18 protein-coding genes are annotated in these 22,162 nt (G+C 42.8%); 9 read left to right on the plus strand and 9 right to left on the minus strand.

What is annotated here, in order from left to right:
• Both FTV34_RS13265 and acnD read right to left on the minus strand, forming a co-directional pair.
• A partial coding sequence (locus FTV34_RS13265) for a DUF4372 domain-containing protein (RefSeq protein WP_141214591.1) occupies positions 1-152 on the minus strand: 152 nt, incomplete at its 3' end.
• Positions 153-299: 147 nt separating this feature from the next.
• Positions 300-2,906, minus strand: a complete 2,607-nt coding sequence (gene acnD, locus FTV34_RS13270; RefSeq protein WP_180012161.1) for a Fe/S-dependent 2-methylisocitrate dehydratase AcnD — start codon at positions 2,904-2,906, stop codon at positions 300-302.
• A 748-nt stretch (positions 2,907-3,654) separates the two neighbouring features.
• On the opposite strand from acnD, the gene FTV34_RS13275 reads away from it, so the two are divergent.
• From FTV34_RS13275 to FTV34_RS13285, 3 genes are all read left to right on the plus strand, one after another.
• Entirely contained in the window at positions 3,655-5,817 is a 2,163-nt protein-coding gene (locus tag FTV34_RS13275) for a multicopper oxidase family protein (protein WP_180012163.1), read from the plus strand.
• Positions 5,818-5,932: 115 nt separating this feature from the next.
• Positions 5,933-6,658: a folate-binding protein YgfZ gene (locus tag FTV34_RS13280; RefSeq protein ID WP_159123690.1), complete on the plus strand. Its 726-nt coding sequence runs from the start codon at positions 5,933-5,935 to the stop codon at positions 6,656-6,658.
• A gap of 273 nt (positions 6,659-6,931) precedes the next feature.
• Positions 6,932-7,729, plus strand: a complete 798-nt coding sequence (locus FTV34_RS13285) for a tetratricopeptide repeat protein (RefSeq protein ID WP_180003841.1) — start codon at positions 6,932-6,934, stop codon at positions 7,727-7,729.
• 72 nt (positions 7,730-7,801) lie between these two features.
• Here FTV34_RS13285 and FTV34_RS13290 read toward each other — a convergent pair whose 3' ends face one another.
• The 3 genes from FTV34_RS13290 to FTV34_RS13300 all read right to left on the minus strand — a co-directional run bounded on the left by FTV34_RS13290 (position 7,802) and on the right by FTV34_RS13300 (position 11,263).
• The gene (locus tag FTV34_RS13290) at positions 7,802-8,728 is read right to left on the minus strand and encodes an AEC family transporter (protein ID WP_180003843.1); all 927 of its coding nucleotides are present in this window, start codon (positions 8,726-8,728) and stop codon (positions 7,802-7,804) included.
• Between the two features lie 58 nt (positions 8,729-8,786).
• Positions 8,787-9,896 (minus strand): NADH:flavin oxidoreductase/NADH oxidase, encoded by a 1,110-nt coding sequence (locus FTV34_RS13295; RefSeq protein WP_180003845.1) that lies wholly within the window; start codon positions 9,894-9,896, stop codon positions 8,787-8,789.
• A gap of 104 nt (positions 9,897-10,000) precedes the next feature.
• Positions 10,001-11,263 carry a carbohydrate porin gene (locus FTV34_RS13300; RefSeq protein ID WP_180070499.1) on the minus strand — a complete coding sequence of 421 codons (1,263 nt, stop codon included), beginning with the start codon at positions 11,261-11,263 and terminating at the stop codon, positions 10,001-10,003.
• Between the two features lie 383 nt (positions 11,264-11,646).
• On the opposite strand from FTV34_RS13300, the gene mutM reads away from it, so the two are divergent.
• Both mutM and FTV34_RS13310 read left to right on the plus strand, forming a co-directional pair.
• A complete protein-coding gene (gene mutM / locus FTV34_RS13305; RefSeq protein ID WP_180012165.1) occupies positions 11,647-12,507 on the plus strand; it encodes a bifunctional DNA-formamidopyrimidine glycosylase/DNA-(apurinic or apyrimidinic site) lyase in 861 nt (286 codons plus the stop codon).
• Entirely contained in the window at positions 12,504-12,788 is a 285-nt protein-coding gene (locus FTV34_RS13310; protein ID WP_180070501.1) for a peptidylprolyl isomerase, read from the plus strand. Before mutM ends, FTV34_RS13310 begins: the two co-directional genes overlap by 4 nt.
• A gap of 99 nt (positions 12,789-12,887) precedes the next feature.
• Here FTV34_RS13310 and mscL read toward each other — a convergent pair whose 3' ends face one another.
• Together mscL and typA are read right to left on the minus strand one after the other, a co-directional pair.
• Complete coding sequence (gene mscL, locus FTV34_RS13315; RefSeq protein WP_159123684.1) at positions 12,888-13,331, minus strand: large conductance mechanosensitive channel protein MscL; 444 nt, start codon at positions 13,329-13,331, stop codon at positions 12,888-12,890.
• Between the two features lie 152 nt (positions 13,332-13,483).
• Positions 13,484-15,319, minus strand: coding sequence for a translational GTPase TypA (typA, locus tag FTV34_RS13320; protein ID WP_004785176.1), 1,836 nt, complete (start codon positions 15,317-15,319; stop codon positions 13,484-13,486).
• A 162-nt stretch (positions 15,320-15,481) separates the two neighbouring features.
• Here typA and FTV34_RS13325 point away from each other — a divergent pair, with 162 nt between their 5' ends.
• The 3 genes from FTV34_RS13325 (at position 15,482) to FTV34_RS13335 (ending at position 19,416) form a co-directional block, all read left to right on the plus strand.
• Positions 15,482-16,852, plus strand: a complete 1,371-nt coding sequence (locus tag FTV34_RS13325) for a uracil-xanthine permease family protein (RefSeq protein WP_166139125.1) — start codon at positions 15,482-15,484, stop codon at positions 16,850-16,852.
• Positions 16,853-16,918: 66 nt separating this feature from the next.
• Positions 16,919-17,953 carry a methyltransferase gene (locus tag FTV34_RS13330; RefSeq protein WP_180070503.1) on the plus strand — a complete coding sequence of 345 codons (1,035 nt, stop codon included), beginning with the start codon at positions 16,919-16,921 and terminating at the stop codon, positions 17,951-17,953.
• Positions 17,953-19,416 (plus strand): amino acid permease, encoded by a 1,464-nt coding sequence (locus tag FTV34_RS13335; protein WP_180070505.1) that lies wholly within the window; start codon positions 17,953-17,955, stop codon positions 19,414-19,416. Before FTV34_RS13330 ends, FTV34_RS13335 begins: the two co-directional genes overlap by 1 nt.
• A gap of 55 nt (positions 19,417-19,471) precedes the next feature.
• Here the strand turns inward: FTV34_RS13335 and FTV34_RS13340 are convergent, their stop codons facing one another.
• The gene (locus FTV34_RS13340; RefSeq protein WP_180052859.1) at positions 19,472-20,005 is read right to left on the minus strand and encodes a peptidase C39; all 534 of its coding nucleotides are present in this window, start codon (positions 20,003-20,005) and stop codon (positions 19,472-19,474) included.
• Between the two features lie 104 nt (positions 20,006-20,109).
• The gene (omp38, locus tag FTV34_RS13345; protein WP_179993194.1) at positions 20,110-21,171 is read right to left on the minus strand and encodes an outer membrane protein Omp38; all 1,062 of its coding nucleotides are present in this window, start codon (positions 21,169-21,171) and stop codon (positions 20,110-20,112) included.
• Positions 21,172-21,546: 375 nt separating this feature from the next.
• Between omp38 and FTV34_RS13350 the strand changes: the two genes are divergently transcribed.
• A complete protein-coding gene (locus FTV34_RS13350) occupies positions 21,547-22,068 on the plus strand; it encodes a GspH/FimT family pseudopilin (protein ID WP_180012175.1) in 522 nt (173 codons plus the stop codon).
• Positions 22,069-22,162: the final 94 nt, after the last annotated feature.

The raw sequence follows: 22,162 nt of genomic DNA on the forward strand, positions 1-22,162 counted from the left end.
GAGAATTGAGACATTAATATGGCAATAAACTGATCCCACCGGGAAGCCGCTCTAAATTTCTGTCCAACATGGTGTACTTTAGCAAGTTGTTCAAAATCCTGTCGCACAACAGGTTTAATTAGCTCATGAAATACGGTATTCTGATGGGACAAAACCTGAATCCTGGTCGTTAAAGTGTTTGTTTGCACTCATATTTTAACTGTTAGGACTCAGGTTTTTTTATTTAAAGCAAACTATGGGACAGCAATGGGGAACTTCCTCCTTTTTCAAAGGAGGGTTGGGGGAAGATTTAATAAAAATTAAGCCACATTCCCTTCCAAGAAATCCTGCGCAAAGCGCTGTAATACCCCACCCGCTTCATACACAGAAACCTCTTCTTCAGTATCCAGACGGCAAGTCACCGGCACTTCAATGGTCTGTTTTTTGCCATCTTCAGTCACACGCTCAATCACCAGAGTCAAAGTCGAACGTGGCGCAATATTACCGATCACGCTATATAGCTCAGTACCATCCAGCTTCAAAGTTTTACGATCTGTACCCGGCTTAAACTCAAGTGGAAGTACACCCATACCGACCAGATTCGTACGGTGAATACGTTCAAAGCCTTCAGCCACAATCGCTTCTACACCTGCCAGACGCACACCTTTCGCAGCCCAGTCACGGCTTGAACCTTGACCATAATCTTTACCTGCAACAATGATGAGCGGCTGCTTACGGTTCATGTAGGTTTCAATCGCTTCCCACATACGCATCACTTCACCTTCCGGCTCGACACGTGCTTTAGAACCTTGCTTAATGGTACCGTCGGAACGCACCACCATTTCGTTATACAGCTTCGGATTCGCCAAGGTTGCACGCTGTGCAGTCAGGTGATCACCACGGTGCGTTGCATACGAGTTAAAGTCTTCCTCAGGCAAGCCCATTTTCGCCAGATATTGACCTGCTGCCGAATCCAACACAATCGCATTCGATGGAGATAAATGATCGGTAGTAATGTTATCGCCAAGGATGGCTAACGGACGCATATTTGCCAGAGTACGCGGTGCAGCCAATGCCCCTTCCCAGTATGGCGGACGGCGGATATAAGTACTTTGCGGACGCCAGTCATACAGCGGACTTGCTGCCTGCTCACGCTCACCCAGATCGAACATCGGAATATACACTTTCTTGAACTGTTCCGGCTTCACGGACTCTTTCACCAAAGCATCAATTTCTTCATCCGATGGCCAGATGTCTTTCAGGTAAATCGGATTGCCATCTTTGTCTGTGCCTAGTGCATCTTTCTCAATGTCAAAACGAATGGTACCGGCAATCGCATAAGCCACGACAAGCGGTGGAGATGCCAGGAAAGCCTGTTTTGCATAAGGATGGATACGGCCATCAAAGTTACGGTTACCCGACAAGACTGCTGTCGCATACAGATCACGGTCGATAATTTCCTGCTGAATCTTCGGATCAAGCGCACCAGACATGCCGTTACAGGTGGTACATGCATAGGCCACGATACCAAAGCCCAGTTTCTCCAGATCTTTTAGTACGCCTGCTTCTTCCAAATACAACGCCGCTGCTTTAGAACCCGGAGCAAAAGATGATTTAACCCACGGTTTACGCACTAAACCAAGTTCATTAGCCTTACGTGCCAACAAGCCTGCTGCCACGGTATTACGTGGGTTAGACGTATTGGTACACGAAGTAATTGCCGCAATAATGATCGCACCATCTGGCATTAAACCATCCGTACGGTTTTCTACCACACCCGCAATGCCTTTTTCTTTCAGGTCAGACGTTGATACACGCGCATGTGGATTGGATGGACCAGCGATGTTACGGGTGACAGTCGATAGGTCAAAACGCAATACACGTGGATATTCTGCCTGAGTCATTTCTGATGACCACAGGCCAATCTCTTTCGCATAGGTTTCAACCAGTTTGACCTGTTCAGATTCACGACCAGTCAGCGTCAGATAATCAATGGTGTTCTGATCAATATAGAACATGGCTGCAGTTGCACCATATTCCGGGGTCATATTGGAAATCGTGGCACGATCACCGACTGACATGCTGTCTGCGCCTTCACCGAAGAATTCCAGATAAGCACCAACCACACGTTCTTTACGCAGGAATTCGGTTAGAGCTAAAACAATATCCGTTGCGGTAATGCCCGGCTGACGCTGTCCTACCAGTTCGACACCGATAATGTCTGGCAAACGCATCCATGATGCACGGCCCAGCATCACGTTCTCAGCTTCTAATCCACCAACACCGACTGAAATCACGCCTAGCGCATCCGTATGTGGAGTATGCGAGTCAGTCCCCACACAGGTATCCGGGAATGCCACGCCATCACGGTTCTGAATGACTGGTGACATTTTTTCCAGATTGATCTGGTGCATGATGCCGTTACCCGCAGGAATTACATCGACATTTTCGAAAGCGGTTTTGGTCCATTCAATAAAATGGAAACGATCTTCGTTACGGCGATCTTCTACCGCGCGGTTTTTCTCAAATGCATCCGGATCGAAGCCGCCATATTCGACTGCCAGCGAGTGATCGACGATCAGCTGGGTCGGCACCACAGGATTGACTTTAGACGGATCACCGCCTTGATCGGCAATCGCATCACGCAGACCGGCAAGATCGACCAGTGCTGTTTGCCCTAAGATGTCATGACACACTACACGCGCCGGATACCAAGGAAAATCATGTTCCTGTTTACGCTCAATCAACTGGCGTAAAGACTGTTCTAAAATCGCAGGGTCGCAACGGCGTACCAGCTGCTCGGCCAGCACTTTAGATGTATAAGGAAGTTTGGCATATGCGCCTGGCTGAATATCTTCTACGGCTTGACGCACGTCATAATATTCCAGCTGGGTACCTTGCAACGGTTTCCGGTAGTTATTGTTCATAGCTTGCCTGCCCTCTTTCATTACTCTTTTTATTCATCAAAATATCTTGATGACTTGTTTTTTAATAAAGGCATTGTACGCTGTCGAAAGTCTATTTCCCAAATCTTATAATTTTCAAAAGCTTAAATACTAAAAATGGTATTTTTACCAAAATTACTGACCCATACTTTAGAATTTTGACTCTAAATTGCATTTTTTCTGAAAAATAGGCCTAAATCTGTCTCATTCTTTAGTATGAGATGTTGATAACAGCATAAAAAATAATCAATTTCTTGGAATGAGTTTAAGGATAAATTTCATATGAAATCAAAGCTTAGAATTTTTTAATTTTAGAAATAGCTCATTTAATAAAAAACTGAATCTATATTTTTTTATTTCAGTGTTAAGCATAACTCTTAACCGAAAATGGTAAATTTCATTGCAGATATGGCTCGATGAGTGTAGGCGAAAAAATCATTTTTCAGGTTAGACATACCCCGAAATAAGTTACATTCTCAATTCCATATATTTTTTAAGACTTTCTTACAATTTTAGAAATACGTTAAATATTTATAGGACAATGATTCATAAACATGAGCTTATAAAACGCATCCCTATCTAAAATACTTTACACACGTCATTTTAGCTTACCGTCTGTCGCCCTCCTCCTAATTTGGTGATAACAGTCTGTATCTCAACTTTGTAAATCTACCCTCGAATTACTTCACAACAACAACACTCATCACAAAAGCACATAAGGGTGATTACAATGATACAACTCGCCATTCTTGGTATCGTTGCTGCAGTGATCGCTGTACTGGCAGCAAGCTGGAATGGAGGTAAAAATCCCTCCAATCCTAAACCGCCAACTCCCAACAACCCTAACCCACCTACCACTCCCAATAATCCCAACAATCCACAACCTTCTCCAACAGCACCCGATACTTTGATTAGCAATCCGCCCCTATTGCAAAAAAATTCCAAGGGCACCCATGAACTGATCGTCGCTTATAAAACCGGCAAGATTTACAATCCGAGAAATAGTACCTGGGATCAACTGTTCGTCAGAGGTTATCTCACTAATGCCAGCTTGTTTAACAAGAAAAAAGCTGGAGAGTCTGTTGAAGACCTTTTAATTGGTCCGCAGATCCGGGTCAAACAAGGTGAAACCCTGAAAATTAACCTCAATAACCAGCTTCCACCTGAACAGAAATCCACCTGCCCAGACAAAGTGGATAATGTGAATGATCCACATTGCTTTAATACCACCAACCTGCATACTCATGGCTTCTGGGTAAGCCCTCAAGGCAATAGTGATAATGTTTTCCTGAAATTTAAACCTCAGGAAAAATTTGACTATCAGTACAAAATGGAGCCGAATCATCCGGCAGGAACCTACTGGTATCACGCTCATCTGCATGGCTCAACGGCTATTCAGGTATCGAGTGGTATGGCAGGCCCATTAATTGTAGAAGGCTCAAGAACACCAAAAGTGAAAAATGGCAAAGTCACTGAAACAGGCGATATGGACATTTTATGGAAAGAAAAAAATAGCTATCCAAATGAAAACATCCTGCTATTCCAGCAAATTCAATATCGATGCTCTAACCCTGACCCGGATGTAAAATTTGACCCTCCCAACAATTGCGAAGGTAAAGGCTTAGGATTACTTGAAGATTATACAGATATCGCTAATCCTGGCTCTTGGGCCGGCCAGAACTTTTATACGTCTATCAATGGTAAAGTTTTAGGGGAGATCAAAGTTAAACAGAATGCTTTTAATCGCTGGCGCATGATTCATGGTGGTGTACGCGACACCATTGGTTTGATTATTAAAGAACTGCCAAACTCCAGTAAATTTAGCGCCGCAGACACCCTTAAAGCCTGTCTGGCATATCAGGAAGCAGATCTAAAAGAGTTTAATGAGAGTTTAAAAAGCTTACCTGTTTATACGATTGCTCAAGATGGTTTGACCATGACTCAGGTACAGCGCAGAACACTGTCTGTGTTCCAGCCTGGTTATCGTCATGATGCAATGGTTACCTTCCCAACCACCAATAAATACTGTATTTATGACTCCAAATTAAATATTGAGGATGAAGTGAATGCACCGATCCCAACGGGTCAAATTACTCCTCAACTAGCTCCAAACCACCCTTTCAATGCCCAACTACTGGGATGGGTCAATGTACAGGCAAGCAAAACAAAAGCGCAGACTCCTGCCCAGTTCCTGCAAGAGCGCGCGAAAAAAATTGGTTTAAGCAAAGAGATTCAGACTCAGTTATCCAAACTTGATCTTACTGCCTTTACCGATCATCCATCCCTAATGACTCCTGCAATTGACAAGCTGGTCGCTTCCAGACCAAAACAGTACAGTAAATTTGAACTGGCTTTCGCAAATGGTCTTAAATTTGGCTTCCGCCATAAAGAAGATGGTGACTTACTCAGTTTTGGAGATGCATTTGATGGCGAAGGATCAGTCGGTCGGACACATGCCAAAGATCCGGATCGTGAATATGTACGTCAGTTACAAATTGGGCAGACGGATGAATGGGAACTGACGACCGAAGCTTTTGGTGGCCATCCTTTCCATATTCATGTTAATCCATTCCAGATTGTTAAAATCTTAAAAACTGTCACTGGTCCTAATGGCGAATCTAAAGAAGTTGATGTGAGTGAATTAGCGCCTGATGATAATGACACAGATGATGTGCAATATCGTGGCATGAAAGGACAATTCAAAGATACCCTGTTTATCAAAGCAAACTATAAATTTATTCTTCGCAGTCATTACAAGAAATTTGAAGGTGATTTTGTACAGCACTGTCATATCCTCGATCATGAAGATCAGGGCATGATGGAAACGGTACGGGTCTGTGGAGGCAAATTCCCTTGTGATTCACCTCTGCCAACCTCGTCGCATCATCACTAATTAGACACTCCTGAAAAGGCCAATGATCCCGATTGTTGGCTTTTTTGTTTGCCTCTATTAAATGCTTGCTGCACAATAGTTTGATTGATTTTTAGTATTCAAACTGAGGCTGATCATGGCAACATCTCCTGCTTTTACCTTATTTACGCTGAATGGAGTAGATGCGCAAAAATTCCTTCAGGGTCAAGTTACTTTAAATGTCGAAACTCTGGCTGAAAACCTGACTCGCTATACAGCGATCTGTAGCTTGAAAGGACGTATCCAGTTTGGTATCTGGTTGAAAAAAATTAATCCGGAAAGCTTTGAAATTGTCAGCCCTGAAGATCAGGCAGCAGAACTGGCCAGCCATATTAAAAAGTTTGGTGCATTTTCAAAAATGAAACTGGAACAGGTTGGCCCGGTTTATCCAGTTATTAATGATATCCAGACTGATTTTGTTGAAACTGAAACGGATATTACCCTTTGGCAACAGCAAGCTATTGCTTCAGGTCAGGCTTGGATTCAAGCAACTACTGCGACCCTGTTCCAGCCACAGGAATTGCGTCTTCATCAACGTGAAGGCATTCACTATGACAAAGGCTGTTATCTGGGTCAGGAAGTGATTGCTCGCTTATGGTTCAAAGCCAAGCCAAAACACTGGTTGCATTTGATTCAAGGTACAGGTGAAGCACCTGCTGTTGCGACCAAGCTGCACAATGACGTCGAAGTGGTCAATAGCATTGGTACAGATGAGGGTTATCAGGCTTTGGTAGTTGCCAAACCTGAAGCATTGGCTGAGCTGGATGTACAAGTTCTGGAATTGCCTGAAGCTTTAAGTGGTGATGTGGCACGTCCACAATAATAACCTGTTATCTTGATGCAAAAGCCAGAATTCAATTCTGGCTTTTTTATTTTTATTAGGCTAAACAATTAAATAGACAAAGATTGACTGAATAAAACACACCTTAAACCGAGCACGCTTTTATTGATTCATCTCCTATATGATTCTCAAATAATTTGTAATTAGTCACATATTCAGTATTTACAAAGCCTGAAATCGTCTTATGATGTAGATGAAAACGACAAAAATCGCACCATGGAATTAGGTGTTAGAAAAATTAAGGTTATCGGAACAATGAAAAAATTAGTACTTGCTGCAATTCTTGCAGTGTCCAGCCAATTTGCCCTAGCAAACACTTCAAATGCCCCAGTTGACCCTCAATTTGCCAAAATTGAAGAGATGGTGAATGCCATGAATTTCAAGGGTGCCTACGATGCTTTAAGCAAACTGGCCAGCCAGGGAAATGCACAGGCTATCTATAACCTAGGCTATTTAACGCAAACTGGCCAAGGCACTGCCAAGGACGAAAAAAAGGCTATTCAGCTATATGAACAGGCTGCCAGCAAAGGTTATCCGGTGGCCAACTATGTACTGGGCAAGAATTATACCGGTGGTACTTTAGGCCTTAAGCAGGATTTGGGCAAAGCCAAACAATACCTGGAACGTGCATCGGCAGCCAATTTCGATGAAGCAACCGTAGATCTAGCTATACTTTTATTTGCTGAAGGTACAACAGCTTCTGACCAGCAGGCTTTGAAAAAATTACAGCCTCTGATTAGCAAGGGTAATATGCCGGCCATTCATGCCAAAGCCTTATATGACATCAGCAACGGCTTTAAAACCAAGAATGAAAAGCCCATCCAGCAAGGCTTGAGCAGTATTCAGGATCTGGCGAAAAAAGGCTATATCCCCGCCCTCATGGCGATTGGCAATATGTTTGCCAACGGTAGTATTGTTCCGCAAAACCTGCCTGAAGCGAAAAAGATCTTTGCGGCCCTGGCACAGGAAAATATTCCTAAGGCCAGAGAATCTCTAGCAGCAGTGGATAAAATGATTGCTGAACAGAAAAAAGCACCTGCCAAAAAAAGTTGATCAGACTTAATCAAAATAAAAAAGCTCCTATTGGAGCTTTTTTATGGGATATAGATTTGTAAGTCAGCTTGTTTAACTCCACCACAAAGTAATAAGTCCACTGGCAACCACAAAACCTGCGATAGTACTCATCAATAAAGGGGTTAAGGTTCGCTCATTGAGGCCGTATGCTTGTCCTAACATACCGAAAATCGTTGGCATAGGCAGTGCTGCAATCAAAGTCCCAGCATAGATCATTTCCTGACTCAGGTGAGTCAGTCGACTAAGACCTAGATACATCAGGATCGGCATCAGGATATTGCTGGAAAATACCAAATAGAAACTTTGCAGATTCACATATTTCAGGCTCATGCCCACGATTCCGCCACCAATCGCAAACAGCGCCAAAGGTGAGGCAGTCTGTCCAATCATGGCAAAGACCTGGTCCAGATAAATTGGCAAGCGAATTTCAAAAATCGCACAGGCCATACCCAGCATCACCCCCATAAATAAAGGGTTCTTGAACAGCATGAGAATGGTACTTTTCACAAGACTACCCAGATTGGCTTGATGTTGGGTACCGAGTGCAGCCAGGATCAACACCATCGGAATCAGGATCATGCTTTCAATGATGACCACCAGAGAGGTATAGGTCATTGCATGCTGTCCCACCAATAAAGTGAGTACTGCTGTACCGATCAATCCGGTATTGGACATTGCTGCCCCTAAGGACAGAACAGCACTATGCGAGGAGGTATTCCGGAACTGACGGTGCATCAGCCAGAAGCTGAAACCATAAAGTAATAAAGTGACAGAGGTATAGACCGCAAAGTATTCAAAATACCAGATTTCATGCAGATCTTTAGAGGCTAAAAACTGGAAGAACAGTAACGGTAAGGCCACTTTGATGACAAAGGCCCCTACCATTTCGACCTGTTCTTTTTTTAGAATTTGACATTTCACACTCAGGTAACCTAGTGCCAATAATAAAAATATGGGCACAATTACCGCAATAATCATATGAAATGTCCTGTTGTTTGAGATGCGTTATTATAAGCCTTTCTAAGAAAAAATAGCCTTAAAACGATTCAAACAACTGATTTAAGCCATGCGGTGCAGAACGTAAATATTGTGGAGAAATTGCTATTTTTTCATCCAGCGTTACTGCGGCATGCCAAGGCCAGCGTGGATCATAAAGCAAGGCACGTGCAATCGCGATCGCATCAGCCTGTTTATACTCCAGTATGCCTTCTGCCTGCTGTGCATCGGTAATCAAACCCACAGCAATGACTGGAATATTCACGTCCTTTTTAATCGCTTCAGCAAAAGGGACCTGATAATTCGGATGCACATCAATTTTCTGATCTACATGTAAACCTGCACTCGAAACGTGAATATAGACTGCACCCAGTTTCTCCAGTTCTTTGGATAGTTCGACTGAAGATTCTACATCCCAACTTTCTACGCCATCCATCCAGTCCGTTGCTGAGATACGAACACCAATTGGAAAACCTTCTGGTACGGCGGCTTTTATTGCTTCAAATACTTCAAGCGTCAGACGAATACGGTTTTCAAATGAACCGCCATATTGATCCTGACGATGATTCGATAACGGTGACATGAACTGATGCAGTAAATAACCATGTGCTGCATGTAGTTCAATCAGTTCAAAGCCAGCTTCAACCGCCCGCTTTGCACTGGCTGCAAAATCCTGAATTACTTGCTGGATTTCATCAACACTTAAAGACTTAGGTGGATGTTCATGAGTCTGGAAAGGAATATCACTGGCAGAGACAGTTTGCCAACCGAGTGAATGATCTGGGGCGAACTGCCCTTTGCCACCCCAAGGTTTATCTGTAGAAGCTTTACGGCCTGCATGTGCGAGTTGAATTGCAAAAGGCATAGGAGAAATTGACTTGACCTTTTGCAATAAGGTTTTGATCTGGCTGGCCTGCTGGTCATTCCAAAGCCCTAAATCGGCATAACTGATGCGCCCTTCAGGCTGTACAGCGGTGGCTTCCACAATGCAAAGACCTGCACTGGATAAGGCATAATTGGCCCATTGTTGTTCATGCCAGTAAGTGATTTCACCTTGCTCGGTTGCAGAGTACTGACACATCGGGGCAATCACAATTTTATTTTTAAGTTGCAATGATCCAAACTGAACCGGCTGAAATAGTAGTGACACGCGGTATTCCCTCTTTTTGTGAAGTGGCTTTTCAGAACTTTTTACCAAAAAATAAAAAACAGGCTCTGATGAGCCTGTTTATTTATAACGTGATTAAATTCTTTTTAGAAGATCACTCGTGTAGTCAAACCTAACACCAATGCATTATCCACTTGATTGCTAGATCCCGGATTTATAACGTATTGCAGGTTTGGACGTAGCATCAGCCATTTTGTTGCGTTATAGCTGTAGTTGAGTTCGATATTGTATTCGGCACTCGCATCATAAATTGGACGTGAATCTGCAAAGCGGTCATTTACATGTACACGGTTAACCGCTAAACCCAATATATCATTCGGCTGGCTATCCACCAGACCAATATATTTCAGACCCAACTGTTGTGAATTATCTACTTTATTGGTATCACGATCATGCCAGGTAAAGTTAGCGAATGAGTGTAAACCCTGACGGTCATTACCCGTTGAAGTCAATTGCTGCTCTACAGCTAACCAGCCCGCAAAGGTGCGGTTTTTTCCTTCACCTGTCGCAACATCTTTCTGGTTGGCAACATCATCAGCAGTGTTATACATACCGCCTACACGATAGCTGCCAGGCAAACCATTTACTAATGATTTTGGTGTCCAGATCACTTCTGCAGGAATCGTCACGCCATCAGCATTGTCGGTATCCAGACTCCAGCCCTGACCTTCGGCTTTGGCATTACCATTATCTGGATTAAATTCATAAACACCGACTTGTACAGCAACTTCAGGATTTAACTGCTGTTTTACACGTGCACCCCATTGTGCGACTGGGGTATTCATCCAGATATTGCCCTGCCATTTACCCATCTGCGCAGCACAAAATGCTGTACTGGCAAAATCACAGGCCATCACATTAAAGTCCATACCGAGACCCAGACGACCAGCTTTAATGCTCAGTCCTTGATCCTTATAGTTCTTTTCAATTGAAAGTTCGGTTAAACGGCTGTCCTGGTTACCACGGCCAAATGTCCCTTGAACATTGGCCCATTGAGCTGCATCACCTTGTAAATCACGTACCGATGTACTTTGACCCTGACGCGCAGTCGCCACTGCACGAACAGTTACGCCATCCCAGCCAGCCAGTTTTTCCATGTCTAACTGTGTACCCAACCATAACTGTGCAGAAGTTAGAGGATCAGCCCCTTCATTACGTCCGCCATCAGCCAGATACGCTGTATCTGTCAGTAAGTTTGCTTCAAACTTGATGCCTTGTTGAGCAAGTTCAGTACGTTTTCCATTCCAGTCGCCTAATAGGTACTGTCCTTGAGGATCAAATGCAGATTCAGCCTGAGCAGAGGTCATGGCTGCCATCAATGGCAATAAAGCTAGACTTAACTTTTTCATATAAAACCTAAACATATGGAGAGAGTAAAGGCAGCCTGATGCATGCCCTGTATGACTTGATACAGAACGTTACATAACTTTTCACTTAAAAACGCAGCATTTTTTTTATTATTGGTAAAACTTTAAGTTATAAGAAAATATATTTTATATAACAATAAATTCTATAGAATTTATATTTTTCAGTAAGTTAAATACTAAAAATCAAACAATATACTTCCTATTTTTATTATTTGGATCTGAAACCATCTCAATATTAAAGTTTATTTTTTAACCAATTTTTAAAATATTTTTGAATGTCCTGCTTATAACTTCTATTCAAACAGGACTTGCATTCAGACTTAAAACGCCCAATATTAGCCTCATGATATTAGCTGCTAAGTGTTATGCCTGAATTACCCGAAGTTGAAACCACCAAAACCAGCCTCCTTCCCCTTCTTAATCAGCAAGTGCTAAAAGTTGAAGTGCGTCAGCCTAGTTTACGTTGGCCGATTCCTGATGATCTCGCGCGTCTGCAAGGACAGCGCCTGATTCAGCTTACGCGTCGTTCCAAATATATTCTGGCGCAATTTGAACAGGATACGATGCTCTGGCATCTGGGTATGTCAGGCAGCTTTCGCTTGTGTGAAGCCAATGAAGAATTGCGCAAGCATGATCATCTGATTATCCAGTTTGAAGAGATCCAGCTGCGTTACCATGATCCGCGCCGTTTCGGCTGTATTCTCTGGTTAGACGCTCAATCACAAAGCAAACTGATTGATACGCTTGGGCCGGAGCCATTAAGCGATGCTTTTAATGCCGAATATCTATTTGAAAAACTAAAAAATAAAAACGTTGGCACCAAAGTTGCAATTATGGATAACCATTTCGTGGTCGGCGTAGGCAATATCTATGCAACTGAAAGCCTGTTCAATATGGGTATTCATCCAGCCCAGCCAGCCTCAAGTTTGAGTTTCGAACAGATTGAAAAACTGGTGGTTGAGATCAAGCGTATTTTAAAACAGGCGATTGACTTAGGTGGTTCTACCTTACGCGACTACACCAATGCTATGGGAGAAAATGGTTATTTCCAGCAGACGCTGTTGGCTTATGGCCGTGCAGGAGAAATGTGCGTGAACTGCGAAACGACACTGGAAAATATCAAGCTCGGCCAGCGCGCATCCGTCTATTGTCCTGAATGCCAGCCGCTAAAAAAGGTAAAGCTTTCACCTAAGCGTGTGGCTGCTGTACGAGGTAAGAAATCATGAAGACTGCGATTGTCCGTCATATTCTGGTGAAGGATAAAGATACGGCTGAACAGCTTAAGAAGAAGATTCTGGCAGGTGCAGATTTTTCCAAGATTGCCAAACAATACTCAATCTGTAACTCTGCCAAACGTGGTGGTGAACTCGGTGAAGTAAAAAAAGGCCAACTCGTTCCAGTGATTGATAAACTGGTCTTTACTGCTGCAGAACATGTTCTGCATGGCCCAGTCAAAAGTCAGTTCGGTTTTCATTTGGTCGAAATTAAGTTTCGGATGGATTTTTAATTCCTTTAGGGTTCCCTCTCCTCTCAGGAGAGGGTTAGGGAGAGGCCAGAAAATAAAAAAACGGCGCTTATACGCCGTTTTTTTATTTATCCCTAAAGCTTAAGCTTCCGGACGTTTTTTTAGCTCATCACGGATTTCACGTAACAATGCAATATCTTCCGGAGTCGCTTCAGGTTCAGGCGCTGCTTCTTCTGCTTTATCACGGCGCAGTTTGTTCATCAGTTTCACCAACCAGAATACAACCCATGCCAATAACAGGAAGTTAATGAGAATGGTCAAGAAATTACCATAAGCAAAGACATTCAGACCGGCTGCCTGTGCTTCAGCCAGATTGGTCACATTATTTGGATTATCGCCTAACACGACAAACCAGTTAGAGTAATCAACATCACCACCCAAGATCCAGCTCACGACAGGCATGATGATGTCTTTCACCATAGAATCGATAATTTTACCGAAAGCACCGCCAATGATCACACCCACTGCGAGATCCATGACATTGCCTTTTACCGCAAATTCTTTAAATTCTTGAATAATGCTCATAAAGTCACCAGTATTTTTATGCAATTTTGTGATGGATTATACATTAGTTAGGGATTTCTATTTAAAACTAATTTATTAAGTGTATGTAATTTCTACCCAATAAAAAAGCCGCTGAACTGATTCAGCGGCTTTTTTCGTACCAGTGACCGGTCTTATTTAGAACGGTTACGTTTACGTTCGTTTTCAGTCAGGTAACGCTTACGGATACGGATTGACTTAGGTGTTACTTCAACTAGCTCGTCATCTTCAATGAATTCAAGCGCTTGTTCTAGCGTGTATTCAAGGTTTGGAACAAGAGTCAATGCTTCATCAGTACCAGACGCACGTACGTTAGTTAACTGTTTCGCTTTAGTTGGGTTAACAACCATATCGTCAGAACGTGAGTTAATACCTACGATCATACCTTCATAAACTTCTAACTGTGGTTTAGCAAACAGACGACCACGGTCTTGAAGTGTGAACAGTGCATAGCCCAGGCAAGTACCTTGAACCATAGAAATCAGTACACCGTTTTGACGTTTCGCAACAGTACCTTGTTTAGCAGGACCGTAGTGCGAGAAGCTTGAAGTCATGATACCAGTACCAGAAGTCATGGTCATGAATTCAGAACGGAAACCGATCAAGCCACGTGAAGGAACAGTTGCTTCAATACGGATACGGCCTTTACCGTCAACTTCCATATTGGTCATTTCGCCTTTACGGTGACCCATTTGTTCCATTACAGAACCTTGGTGCTGTTCTTCAACGTCAAACGTTACGTTTTCGTACGGTTCTTGCATTTGACCGTCGATTTCTTTCATGATCACTTGCGGACGTGATACACCAAGTTCGAAGCCTTCACGACGCATGTTTTCGATCAGTACAGAAAGGTGAAGCTCACCACGACCAGATACTTTGAAACGGTCAGGACTGTCAGTATCTTCAACACGAAGTGCTACGTTGTGGATCAATTCGCGGTCAAGACGCTCGCGGATATTACGTGAAGTTACGAATTTACCTTCTTTACCAGCGAACGGAGAGTTGTTCACCTGGAAAGTCATAGACACAGTCGGTTCATCTACAGAAAGTGCTGGAAGCGCTTCAACATTTTTAGGATCACAGATCGTATCTGAAATGTTCAGTGCATCAATACCAGTTACACAAACGATATCACCTGCAGAAGCTTCTTCAATGTCAACACGTTCTAGACCATGGTAACCCATGATTTTCAAGATACGGCCGTTACGGGTTTTGCCTTCTTTGTCGATCACAGTCACAGGAGTGTTTAATTTCACTGAACCACGCTGGATACGACCAACACCGATTACACCTACGAAGCTGTTATAGTCCAAAGATGAAATTTGCATCTGGAATGGACCGTCAACGTCAACTGCTGGTGGCTCAACGATGTCTACGATTGTTTGGAACAATGGAGTCATGTCGTCAGCAAGTTCTTCTGGAGAAGGACCAGCAACACCACGAAGACCAGAAGCATAAACTACTGGGAAGTCTAACTGTTCGTCAGTACCGCCAAGGTTGTCGAACAGGTCGAATACTTGGTCGATTACCCAGTCTGGACGCGCACTTGGTTTATCAACTTTATTGATAATTACGATTGGTTTCAAACCACGCGCGAACGCTTTTTGCGTTACGAAACGGGTTTGTGGCATAGGACCTTCTTGTGAATCTACAAGAAGCAGTACGCAGTCAACCATCGACATTACACGTTCAACTTCACCACCAAAGTCGGCGTGTCCCGGGGTGTCCACGATGTTAATACGGTATTCTGTATCTGTACGTTTATCTAACCACTTGATTGCAGTGTTTTTTGCAAGAATGGTAATACCACGTTCAGATTCTAACGCGTTCGAATCCATGACACGCTCGATCTCACCCGCGCGATCACCGAGAGCACCTGATTGTTGCAAAAGTTTGTCTACAAGAGTGGTTTTACCATGGTCGACGTGCGCGATAATGGCAATGTTACGGAGAGTTTTAATATCTGACATGTAAATTCGATACGTTTTAAATTTGAGGGCAAATTATACAGAAAAATACAAACTTTTGACAGTGACTGTTTGTAGAGAGCGTCAATTTTTTTTCCAATTACTTTTGTAATGACGTGTAACTCGATTAGAATAGCGCCACCCAGCCTTAATTTGCATTGACACATGTCTGATTTTAATCAATCTCCTCTTTCTAAAGATCAACTTGACCTTGTCTACGGCCTTGAAGATCGTCCTAAACCGTTTATCGCATTTTTAGCCGCATTCCAGCATTTATTGGCCATTATTGTCCCAATTGTAACGCCAGGTTTACTGATCTGTCTGGCATTGGGTGTGTCTAAAGAAGACACCAACATGATCTTGTCCATGTCTTTGGTGATCTCTGGTATCGCAACTTTCTTACAATCCAAGAAAGTGGGTCCCTTTGGCGCAGGCTTGCTGATTGTTCAGGGTACAAGTTTTAACTTTATTGGCCCAATCATCGGGATCGGTTCAGCGATGGTCGCTGCAGGCACACCGGTAGAAGCGGTGATGGCTTCGATCTTTGGTGTAGTGATTGCAGGTTCATTTATTGAAATGGGCGTGTCACGCATTTTGCCATGGGTGAAGAAACTCATTACTCCACTAGTAACGGGTATTGTAGTTCTATTGATTGGTTTAACCTTGATTAAAGAAGGTCTGATCAGCATGGGTGGTGGTTATCAAGCCATGGGTGACAAAACTTTCGCCAATGCAGATAACCTGATCATGTCATGTACCGTTCTGGCATTAATTATTTTACTGAACCGTGTGCGTATTACCTGGGTAAAAAGCTCAGCAATTCTGATTGCACTGGTTGTGGGTTATATCCTTGCCGGCTTTATGGGTCATCTCAACTTTGATGGTTTAAAAGATGCACCTCTGGTTCAGATTCCTACCCCAATGCATTTTGGTTTAAGCTTCTCATGGAGCTTATTCATTCCAATGGCATTCATTTACCTGGTGACTTCACTAGAAGCCATTGGTGATATTACCGCAACATCAAAATTATCGAATCAGCCAGTGGATGGTCAAACCTGGATGAATCGCATTAAAGGTGGTGTGTTAGTGAATGGTGCTAACTCTCTGCTTGCAGGCTTATTTAATACCTTCCCAAGTTCAGTTTTCGCACAAAATAATGGTGTGATTCAATTGACTGGTGTAGCTAGCCGTTATGTTGGGATATGGATCGCAGCACTCCTTGTGATTCTAGGTCTACTGCCTGCTGTTGCAGGTGTGATCCAAGCCGTTCCTCAAGCTGTGCTTGGTGGCGCAGTGATGGTGATGTTTGGTGCAGTCGCTGCATCTGGGATTAATATCCTGTCTGGTATTCACTTAGACCGTCGTGCCCTGCTGATCATTGCAATCTCGCTTGCACTCGGCTTAGGCGTTGCACAGGTACCTCAGATTCTGGAACATCTTCCTGAATTATTCCGTAACATCTTTAGTTCCGGTGTTGCGACAGGCGGTATTGCAGCCCTCATATTGAATATTGTACTTCCTGAAGTAAAGAAGTAATTTCATGTCCAAAGAACACTGTCTGAGTTGGACTCGGACAGTGTTTTTTCTATTGGAGAAAGATCTATGGATCCTAAAAGCGAAGTTTTATTAAGACAATATGATTATTTGTCTGGTCGCGTATTGCTGGTAAATGCCCCGACCGATGAGCTTCTTGCTGAATGTGGTGAATCTATCCAGCCCTTTGTTTGGACATGGAATTATAATGATTTTCAATATTTCCAGTCACAGCAGGCTCAGGTTCATTTCGGCGCAGAATTTCCTGATCAGGAATTTGATCAGGCAGTTATTTTCGTACCTAAATCAAAAGAATTATTGAATTATCTGATTCACAATATTGCAGCCCGATTAAAACAAGGCAGCAGTGTCTTTCTTGTGGGTGAAAAGAAAGGTGGCGTAGAGCGTGCGGCAAAGCAGCTACAGGCTTATGGTAAACTCATCAAGCTCGACAGCGCACGACATTGCCAATTGTGGCAATTGACTCTAGACTGCACGGTCGAAGCAAAAGCGTTGGCAGATTGGGCACAGACCTATACAGTGGCCACACCAAAAGGTGATTTGCAGATTTGTGCACTTCCAGGTGTATTCAGTCAGGATCATCTGGATGTAGGAACAGCGGTGTTCTTACCCTATTTATCTCAGGTGACCTCAGGCAAGATTGCCGACTTTGGCTGTGGTGCAGGCGTGATCAGTGCTTATTTAGCCAAACTGAATCCTGAGAACCGTATTTTTGCTCTGGACGTGGATGCCTTTGCCTTGGCTTCTACTCAAATGACATTTGAGAAAAATCAGCTCAGTCCTCAGCAGCTGGAAATTAAAGCTGTGTCAGGTATTGAAGATGCACCGCTCTTTTTACATGCCATTGTCAGCAATCCTCCTTTCCATCAGGGAATCCAGACCAATTATGCGGCCAGCGAAACTTTATGCAAGGCTTCGCGTCGTCATCTCAAGTCTGGCGGTGAATTATGGATTGTGGCAAACCGTTTCTTAAATTATCCAATTTTAATTGAACAAAGTTTTGGCCAATGTACAGTCAAAACTGATCAACAAGGTTTTAAAGTGCTCTTCGCCAGCACTCAAAAAAATGCTAAGGAATCATGATGAGCGAAACTCAGAACAGCGTGCAGCTGCAGCGTAAGCTTGGTGCTCGTCATCTCAATATGATCGCGATTGGCGGGTCTATCGGTACAGGTTTATTCCTGGCCTCAGGTGCGACTATTGCCAGCGCAGGCCCGGGTGGCGCACTTCTCGCCTATGCCCTGATTGGCGTAATGATTTATTTCTTGATGACCAGTCTGGGAGAACTTGCGACTCATAATCCGACCTCGGGCGCATTCTTTACCTACGGTACCAAATATGTCGAAGGTGGTTTCGGTTTCGCTTTAGGCTGGAACTACTGGTACAACTGGGCGATTACCGTTGCCTTTGAACTGGTTGCCGTACAGTTCATTATGAAATTCTGGTTCCCTGATATTCCGGGCTTTTACTGGAGTGCGATCTTCCTCGCTGTGATCTTTGGGATTAACGCTCTCACAGTAAAAGGTTTTGGTGAATCAGAATTCTTCTTCTCATTAGTGAAAGTTTTGGCAATTATTGCCTTTATCATCATCGGGATCTGGATGATTGCCAAGATCATGCTCACACCGGGTGTTTCGGCATTTGCAAACTGGAGCGTAGGTGAAGCGCCTTTTGTAGGCGGTTTCCAGGCCTTGATTGGTGTTGCCATGATTGCCGGATTCTCGTTCCAGGGTACCGAGATGGTTGGTGTAGCGGCTGGTGAATCTAAAGATCCGCAAAAAACCATTCCAGTCGCGATCAAGCAAATCTTCTGGCGAATCTTGCTGTTCTATATCGTATGTATTTTCATTATCGGTACATTGGTTGCTTATAATGATCCGCGTCTCTTACAGGCAGCTGCAACTGAAGATATTGCCCTTTCTCCATTCACTTTATTGTATGAGAAAGCAGGTTTTGCTTTTGCAGCCAGTATGATGAATGCGGTAATTCTGACTGCGATTCTGTCTGCAGGTAACTCAGGCATGTATTCTTCGACCCGTATGCTGTTCGATATGGCACGTAAAGGCAGTGCGCCTAAACTGTTTGCCCATCTGGATCCACGTGGTGTACCGATGAATGCCCTGTATGCGACAACGGCGATTGCGGCGCTATGCTTCTTGACCACATTCTTTGGCGAGCAGGAAGTCTTTAACTGGCTGCTGAATATGTCAGGTATGTGTGGCTTCATTGTCTGGTTAGGGATTGCGATCTCACATTACCGCTTCCGTAAAGGTTATCTGGCTCAAGGCTATCAACTTGAAGGTCTAGCCTATAGAGCTAAATTCTTCCCGTTCGCGCCTTGGTTTGCCTTCGTCCTTTGTTCAATTGTTGTTCTAGGTCAAAATTATCAAGCTGTCCTAGATGGTGAGTGGTTGGCTGTCCTTTCTACTTATATCGGTATTTTATTATTCCTGGTGATCTGGCTAGGTTATAAGTGGAAATATAAAACCAAACTGGTTTCCTATCAGGAGATGGATGTTCGACCGATGAATATTGAAAAAGACTAAGTTCTCACCTTTATTAAAAAAGCAGCTCAAGTAGCTGCTTTTTTATATTCTGAAATCAGCTATGACGCATGACAAAATTACGGTCATCAATCACGATGACTTGCTGACAAATACCTTTTACTCGACGCTGCTGTTCGAAAACTTCTTTAGACATAGCATTAAAACTATCAAAGAAACTGATTTCTTTTTCATTGATTTCATAAATTAATGAATGGTTCCCTACCCCTTCCAGCGTATCGTAGAACACGATTACAAAACGGCCTTTATCTACTGATTTTTGAATATCTGTATAAGAAAGTGGATATTCATGAACAGACACTTTGAGTTCTTGTGCTTTTTGATAAAACTGGATTTCAAGCGGCTGTTTATCGGGATCAGTTTCTGTAAAAAATTCAACATCAAGCCCTAGTGTTTTAAGTGCAACAGCGAGTGCAATACTTGAAGCTCCCATCTCATCATTATACTGTGTCAATTGCACTAGATCAGGAATATGCAGATCCATTCCATAATGATGAAAGATCATCCAGATTGCATATATACCACTATTAGCTTCCAGACTTTGTAAGTCTTGAGGGAGTTCTATACTCATGCTTTAACTCCAAATCAGTTTCGAGCAGCAAGTGTATGCAAAAAACAGCCATAAAAAAAGCGACTCAAAGAGTCGCTTTTTTTTAATCACTGTTCAATAACGAATTATTGAGCAGCTGGTTGTTCAGCTAGAACAGTACGGCTACCAGTGATTGTCGCGAATACACGACGGTTCATAGCACGACCTTCTTTAGTGTTGTTGTCAGCAATCGGTTGATCCCAAGCGAAACCTTGAGTAGACAAACGAGATGCATCTACGTTGTATTCGTTAACAAGTGCAGATTTAACAGAGTTAGCACGAGCTAGAGATAAACGTTCGTTCAATGCACGTGGACCAGTGCTGTCTGTGTGACCTTCGATACGAGCAGTTGCGTTTGGATATTCAACTAGCTTCTCAGCAACTTTCGCGATTTCTGGTTTGTATTGGTCTTTGATGTTTGATTTATTCGTATCAAAGAACACGCGAAGTTCCATGTTCAGGTCTTCAGTCAACTCTTGTGGAGCTGGAGCTACTGGAGCTACTGGCTCAACTGGAGCAACTTCTACAACGTCAGCAGCTGGTTTCAAACGGCCACCTAGAACTACGTTAAGACCAGCAAGTGCTGTATAGTTCCAGAATTTTTCGTCAAAGTGGTAAGTACCACGAGCTTCAGTACGTAGAGCTAAAGCATCGTTGATGTGCCAGAATGCACCGATACCAGCATTACCTAGTGTACCTTCTTCTTCAAAACCACGACCAGTACGACCTAAAGCAGTTTCTGAAGCACCGTCAAACTCATATTTGTAGTGACCAGCACCTAACAATGCATATGGCTTGATTTTGCTGTCATAGTTGCCAGTAAATACGTCAGAAGTTGCATAGAAATTACCTGCAATGTTCTGGCCTTTGTATTCAGCACCTGGTAGATCTCGCATATCGCCTTTAACTTGGCTATATTCAGCTTCAAAACCTAACCATGGAGTTAGTTCAACACCAATTGCAGCACCAACAAATAGATCATCTTCCATTTCACCAGAAGTTGTTAGTTCGCCATCATCACCGCCATTGTTGTGTTGGGTGTCTTGCCAAGTATAACCTAACATTAATGGAGTAACAGTTACGCCTGCGTTTGCAGCAGCAAAAGGAGCAGCTACAAGCATTGCTAAAGCAATACGACTCATTTTCATGGATTTATCCTCCAGAGATAACAATTGTTGTTCAAGCTCAAGCCTTCTAATAGGCCATTCTGAGATAGGCTTTTTTTACCCCAGTGTTATTTTTAAGCTATTCACTGCGCATCATACAAACACTTTATTATTTTTCCAAGTGCTTGATTAATCTAATCAAGTAAATTATTGACAAAATTACTTACAATTTCCGTTGTAATTCAGTAATTTTTTACTCAATTTTTTGTTGTGAATCGCCTATTGTCATTGCCAATTTATTTTTAAGCGCCTTTTTGAATTTTGAGTAAGGCATTGCTTACTCGCTCAATTAAGCATAAAAAACGCACAATTAATAGCATGTTTCAAATAAAAATAATATATAAATCAGGTAACTCTATGTATAAAAAGATAACAAGAGCGTTCACTATTGTTGAGTTAATTATCTGTATTGCCCTTATCGCAATTGTGGTCACAATTGCCTTGCCTTACTTTCATGATTATTTATCCAAGCAGGAAGCCAAAAATATTCCGATGAAACTTACAGCAACCAATCGTTATGCACGCAGCCAGGCAGCTGTGTTTCACCAGAATATTGTGATTTGTCCCAGTCAAGATTCATTAACCTGCCAAGCAAACCAATGGAATAAAAATTTGCTGGTATTTATTGATAAAAACCGTAATCGTCAAGTCGACAATGACGAACAAATTTTACACATTGAACAACTTAATCTTAAATACGGTAACTTGAGTTGGCGAGGTGCTTTAAGTATGCCGAACGTAACTTATCAAGCCCAGACGGCTTTACCAATTGGATCGAATGGCAGCTTTTATTATTGTTCTACTCACCTTTCGTCCCAGCAACGTATTGTCTTGAATAAAATGGGACATATCCGAATCGAACATATGGCTTCCTGTTAATAAAACCCTAGAGTCTATGATTTATCCAGATTAGGACTTTAATCCTGTACTTTTTTCAATATACTGCTTAGGTTCGAGAAAAAATGATCAAAAC

The organism is Acinetobacter sp. YH16038, assembly GCF_013417275.1.
Classification (GTDB): Bacteria; Pseudomonadota; Gammaproteobacteria; order Pseudomonadales; family Moraxellaceae; genus Acinetobacter.

What these genes read in the sequence shown, in the direction of transcription:
- omp38 (WP_179993194.1), bottom strand. Translation starts at nt 21,171, where the DNA reads ATGAAAATGAGTCGTATTGCTTTAGCAATGCTTGTAGCTGCTCCTTTT.
- acnD (WP_180012161.1), bottom strand. Translation starts at nt 2,906, where the DNA reads ATGAACAATAACTACCGGAAACCGTTGCAAGGTACCCAGCTGGAATAT.
- FTV34_RS13310 (WP_180070501.1), top strand. Translation starts at nt 12,504, where the DNA reads ATGAAGACTGCGATTGTCCGTCATATTCTGGTGAAGGATAAAGATACG.
- FTV34_RS13335 (WP_180070505.1), top strand. Translation starts at nt 17,953, where the DNA reads ATGAGCGAAACTCAGAACAGCGTGCAGCTGCAGCGTAAGCTTGGTGCT.
- FTV34_RS13350 (WP_180012175.1), top strand. Translation starts at nt 21,547, where the DNA reads ATGTATAAAAAGATAACAAGAGCGTTCACTATTGTTGAGTTAATTATC.
- mscL (WP_159123684.1), bottom strand. Translation starts at nt 13,331, where the DNA reads ATGAGCATTATTCAAGAATTTAAAGAATTTGCGGTAAAAGGCAATGTC.
- FTV34_RS13330 (WP_180070503.1), top strand. Translation starts at nt 16,919, where the DNA reads ATGGATCCTAAAAGCGAAGTTTTATTAAGACAATATGATTATTTGTCT.
- FTV34_RS13290 (WP_180003843.1), bottom strand. Translation starts at nt 8,728, where the DNA reads ATGATTATTGCGGTAATTGTGCCCATATTTTTATTATTGGCACTAGGT.
- mutM (WP_180012165.1), top strand. Translation starts at nt 11,647, where the DNA reads ATGCCTGAATTACCCGAAGTTGAAACCACCAAAACCAGCCTCCTTCCC.
- FTV34_RS13275 (WP_180012163.1), top strand. Translation starts at nt 3,655, where the DNA reads ATGATACAACTCGCCATTCTTGGTATCGTTGCTGCAGTGATCGCTGTA.
- FTV34_RS13300 (WP_180070499.1), bottom strand. Translation starts at nt 11,263, where the DNA reads ATGAAAAAGTTAAGTCTAGCTTTATTGCCATTGATGGCAGCCATGACC.
- FTV34_RS13285 (WP_180003841.1), top strand. Translation starts at nt 6,932, where the DNA reads ATGAAAAAATTAGTACTTGCTGCAATTCTTGCAGTGTCCAGCCAATTT.
- FTV34_RS13325 (WP_166139125.1), top strand. Translation starts at nt 15,482, where the DNA reads ATGTCTGATTTTAATCAATCTCCTCTTTCTAAAGATCAACTTGACCTT.
- typA (WP_004785176.1), bottom strand. Translation starts at nt 15,319, where the DNA reads ATGTCAGATATTAAAACTCTCCGTAACATTGCCATTATCGCGCACGTC.
- FTV34_RS13280 (WP_159123690.1), top strand. Translation starts at nt 5,933, where the DNA reads ATGGCAACATCTCCTGCTTTTACCTTATTTACGCTGAATGGAGTAGAT.
- FTV34_RS13340 (WP_180052859.1), bottom strand. Translation starts at nt 20,005, where the DNA reads ATGAGTATAGAACTCCCTCAAGACTTACAAAGTCTGGAAGCTAATAGT.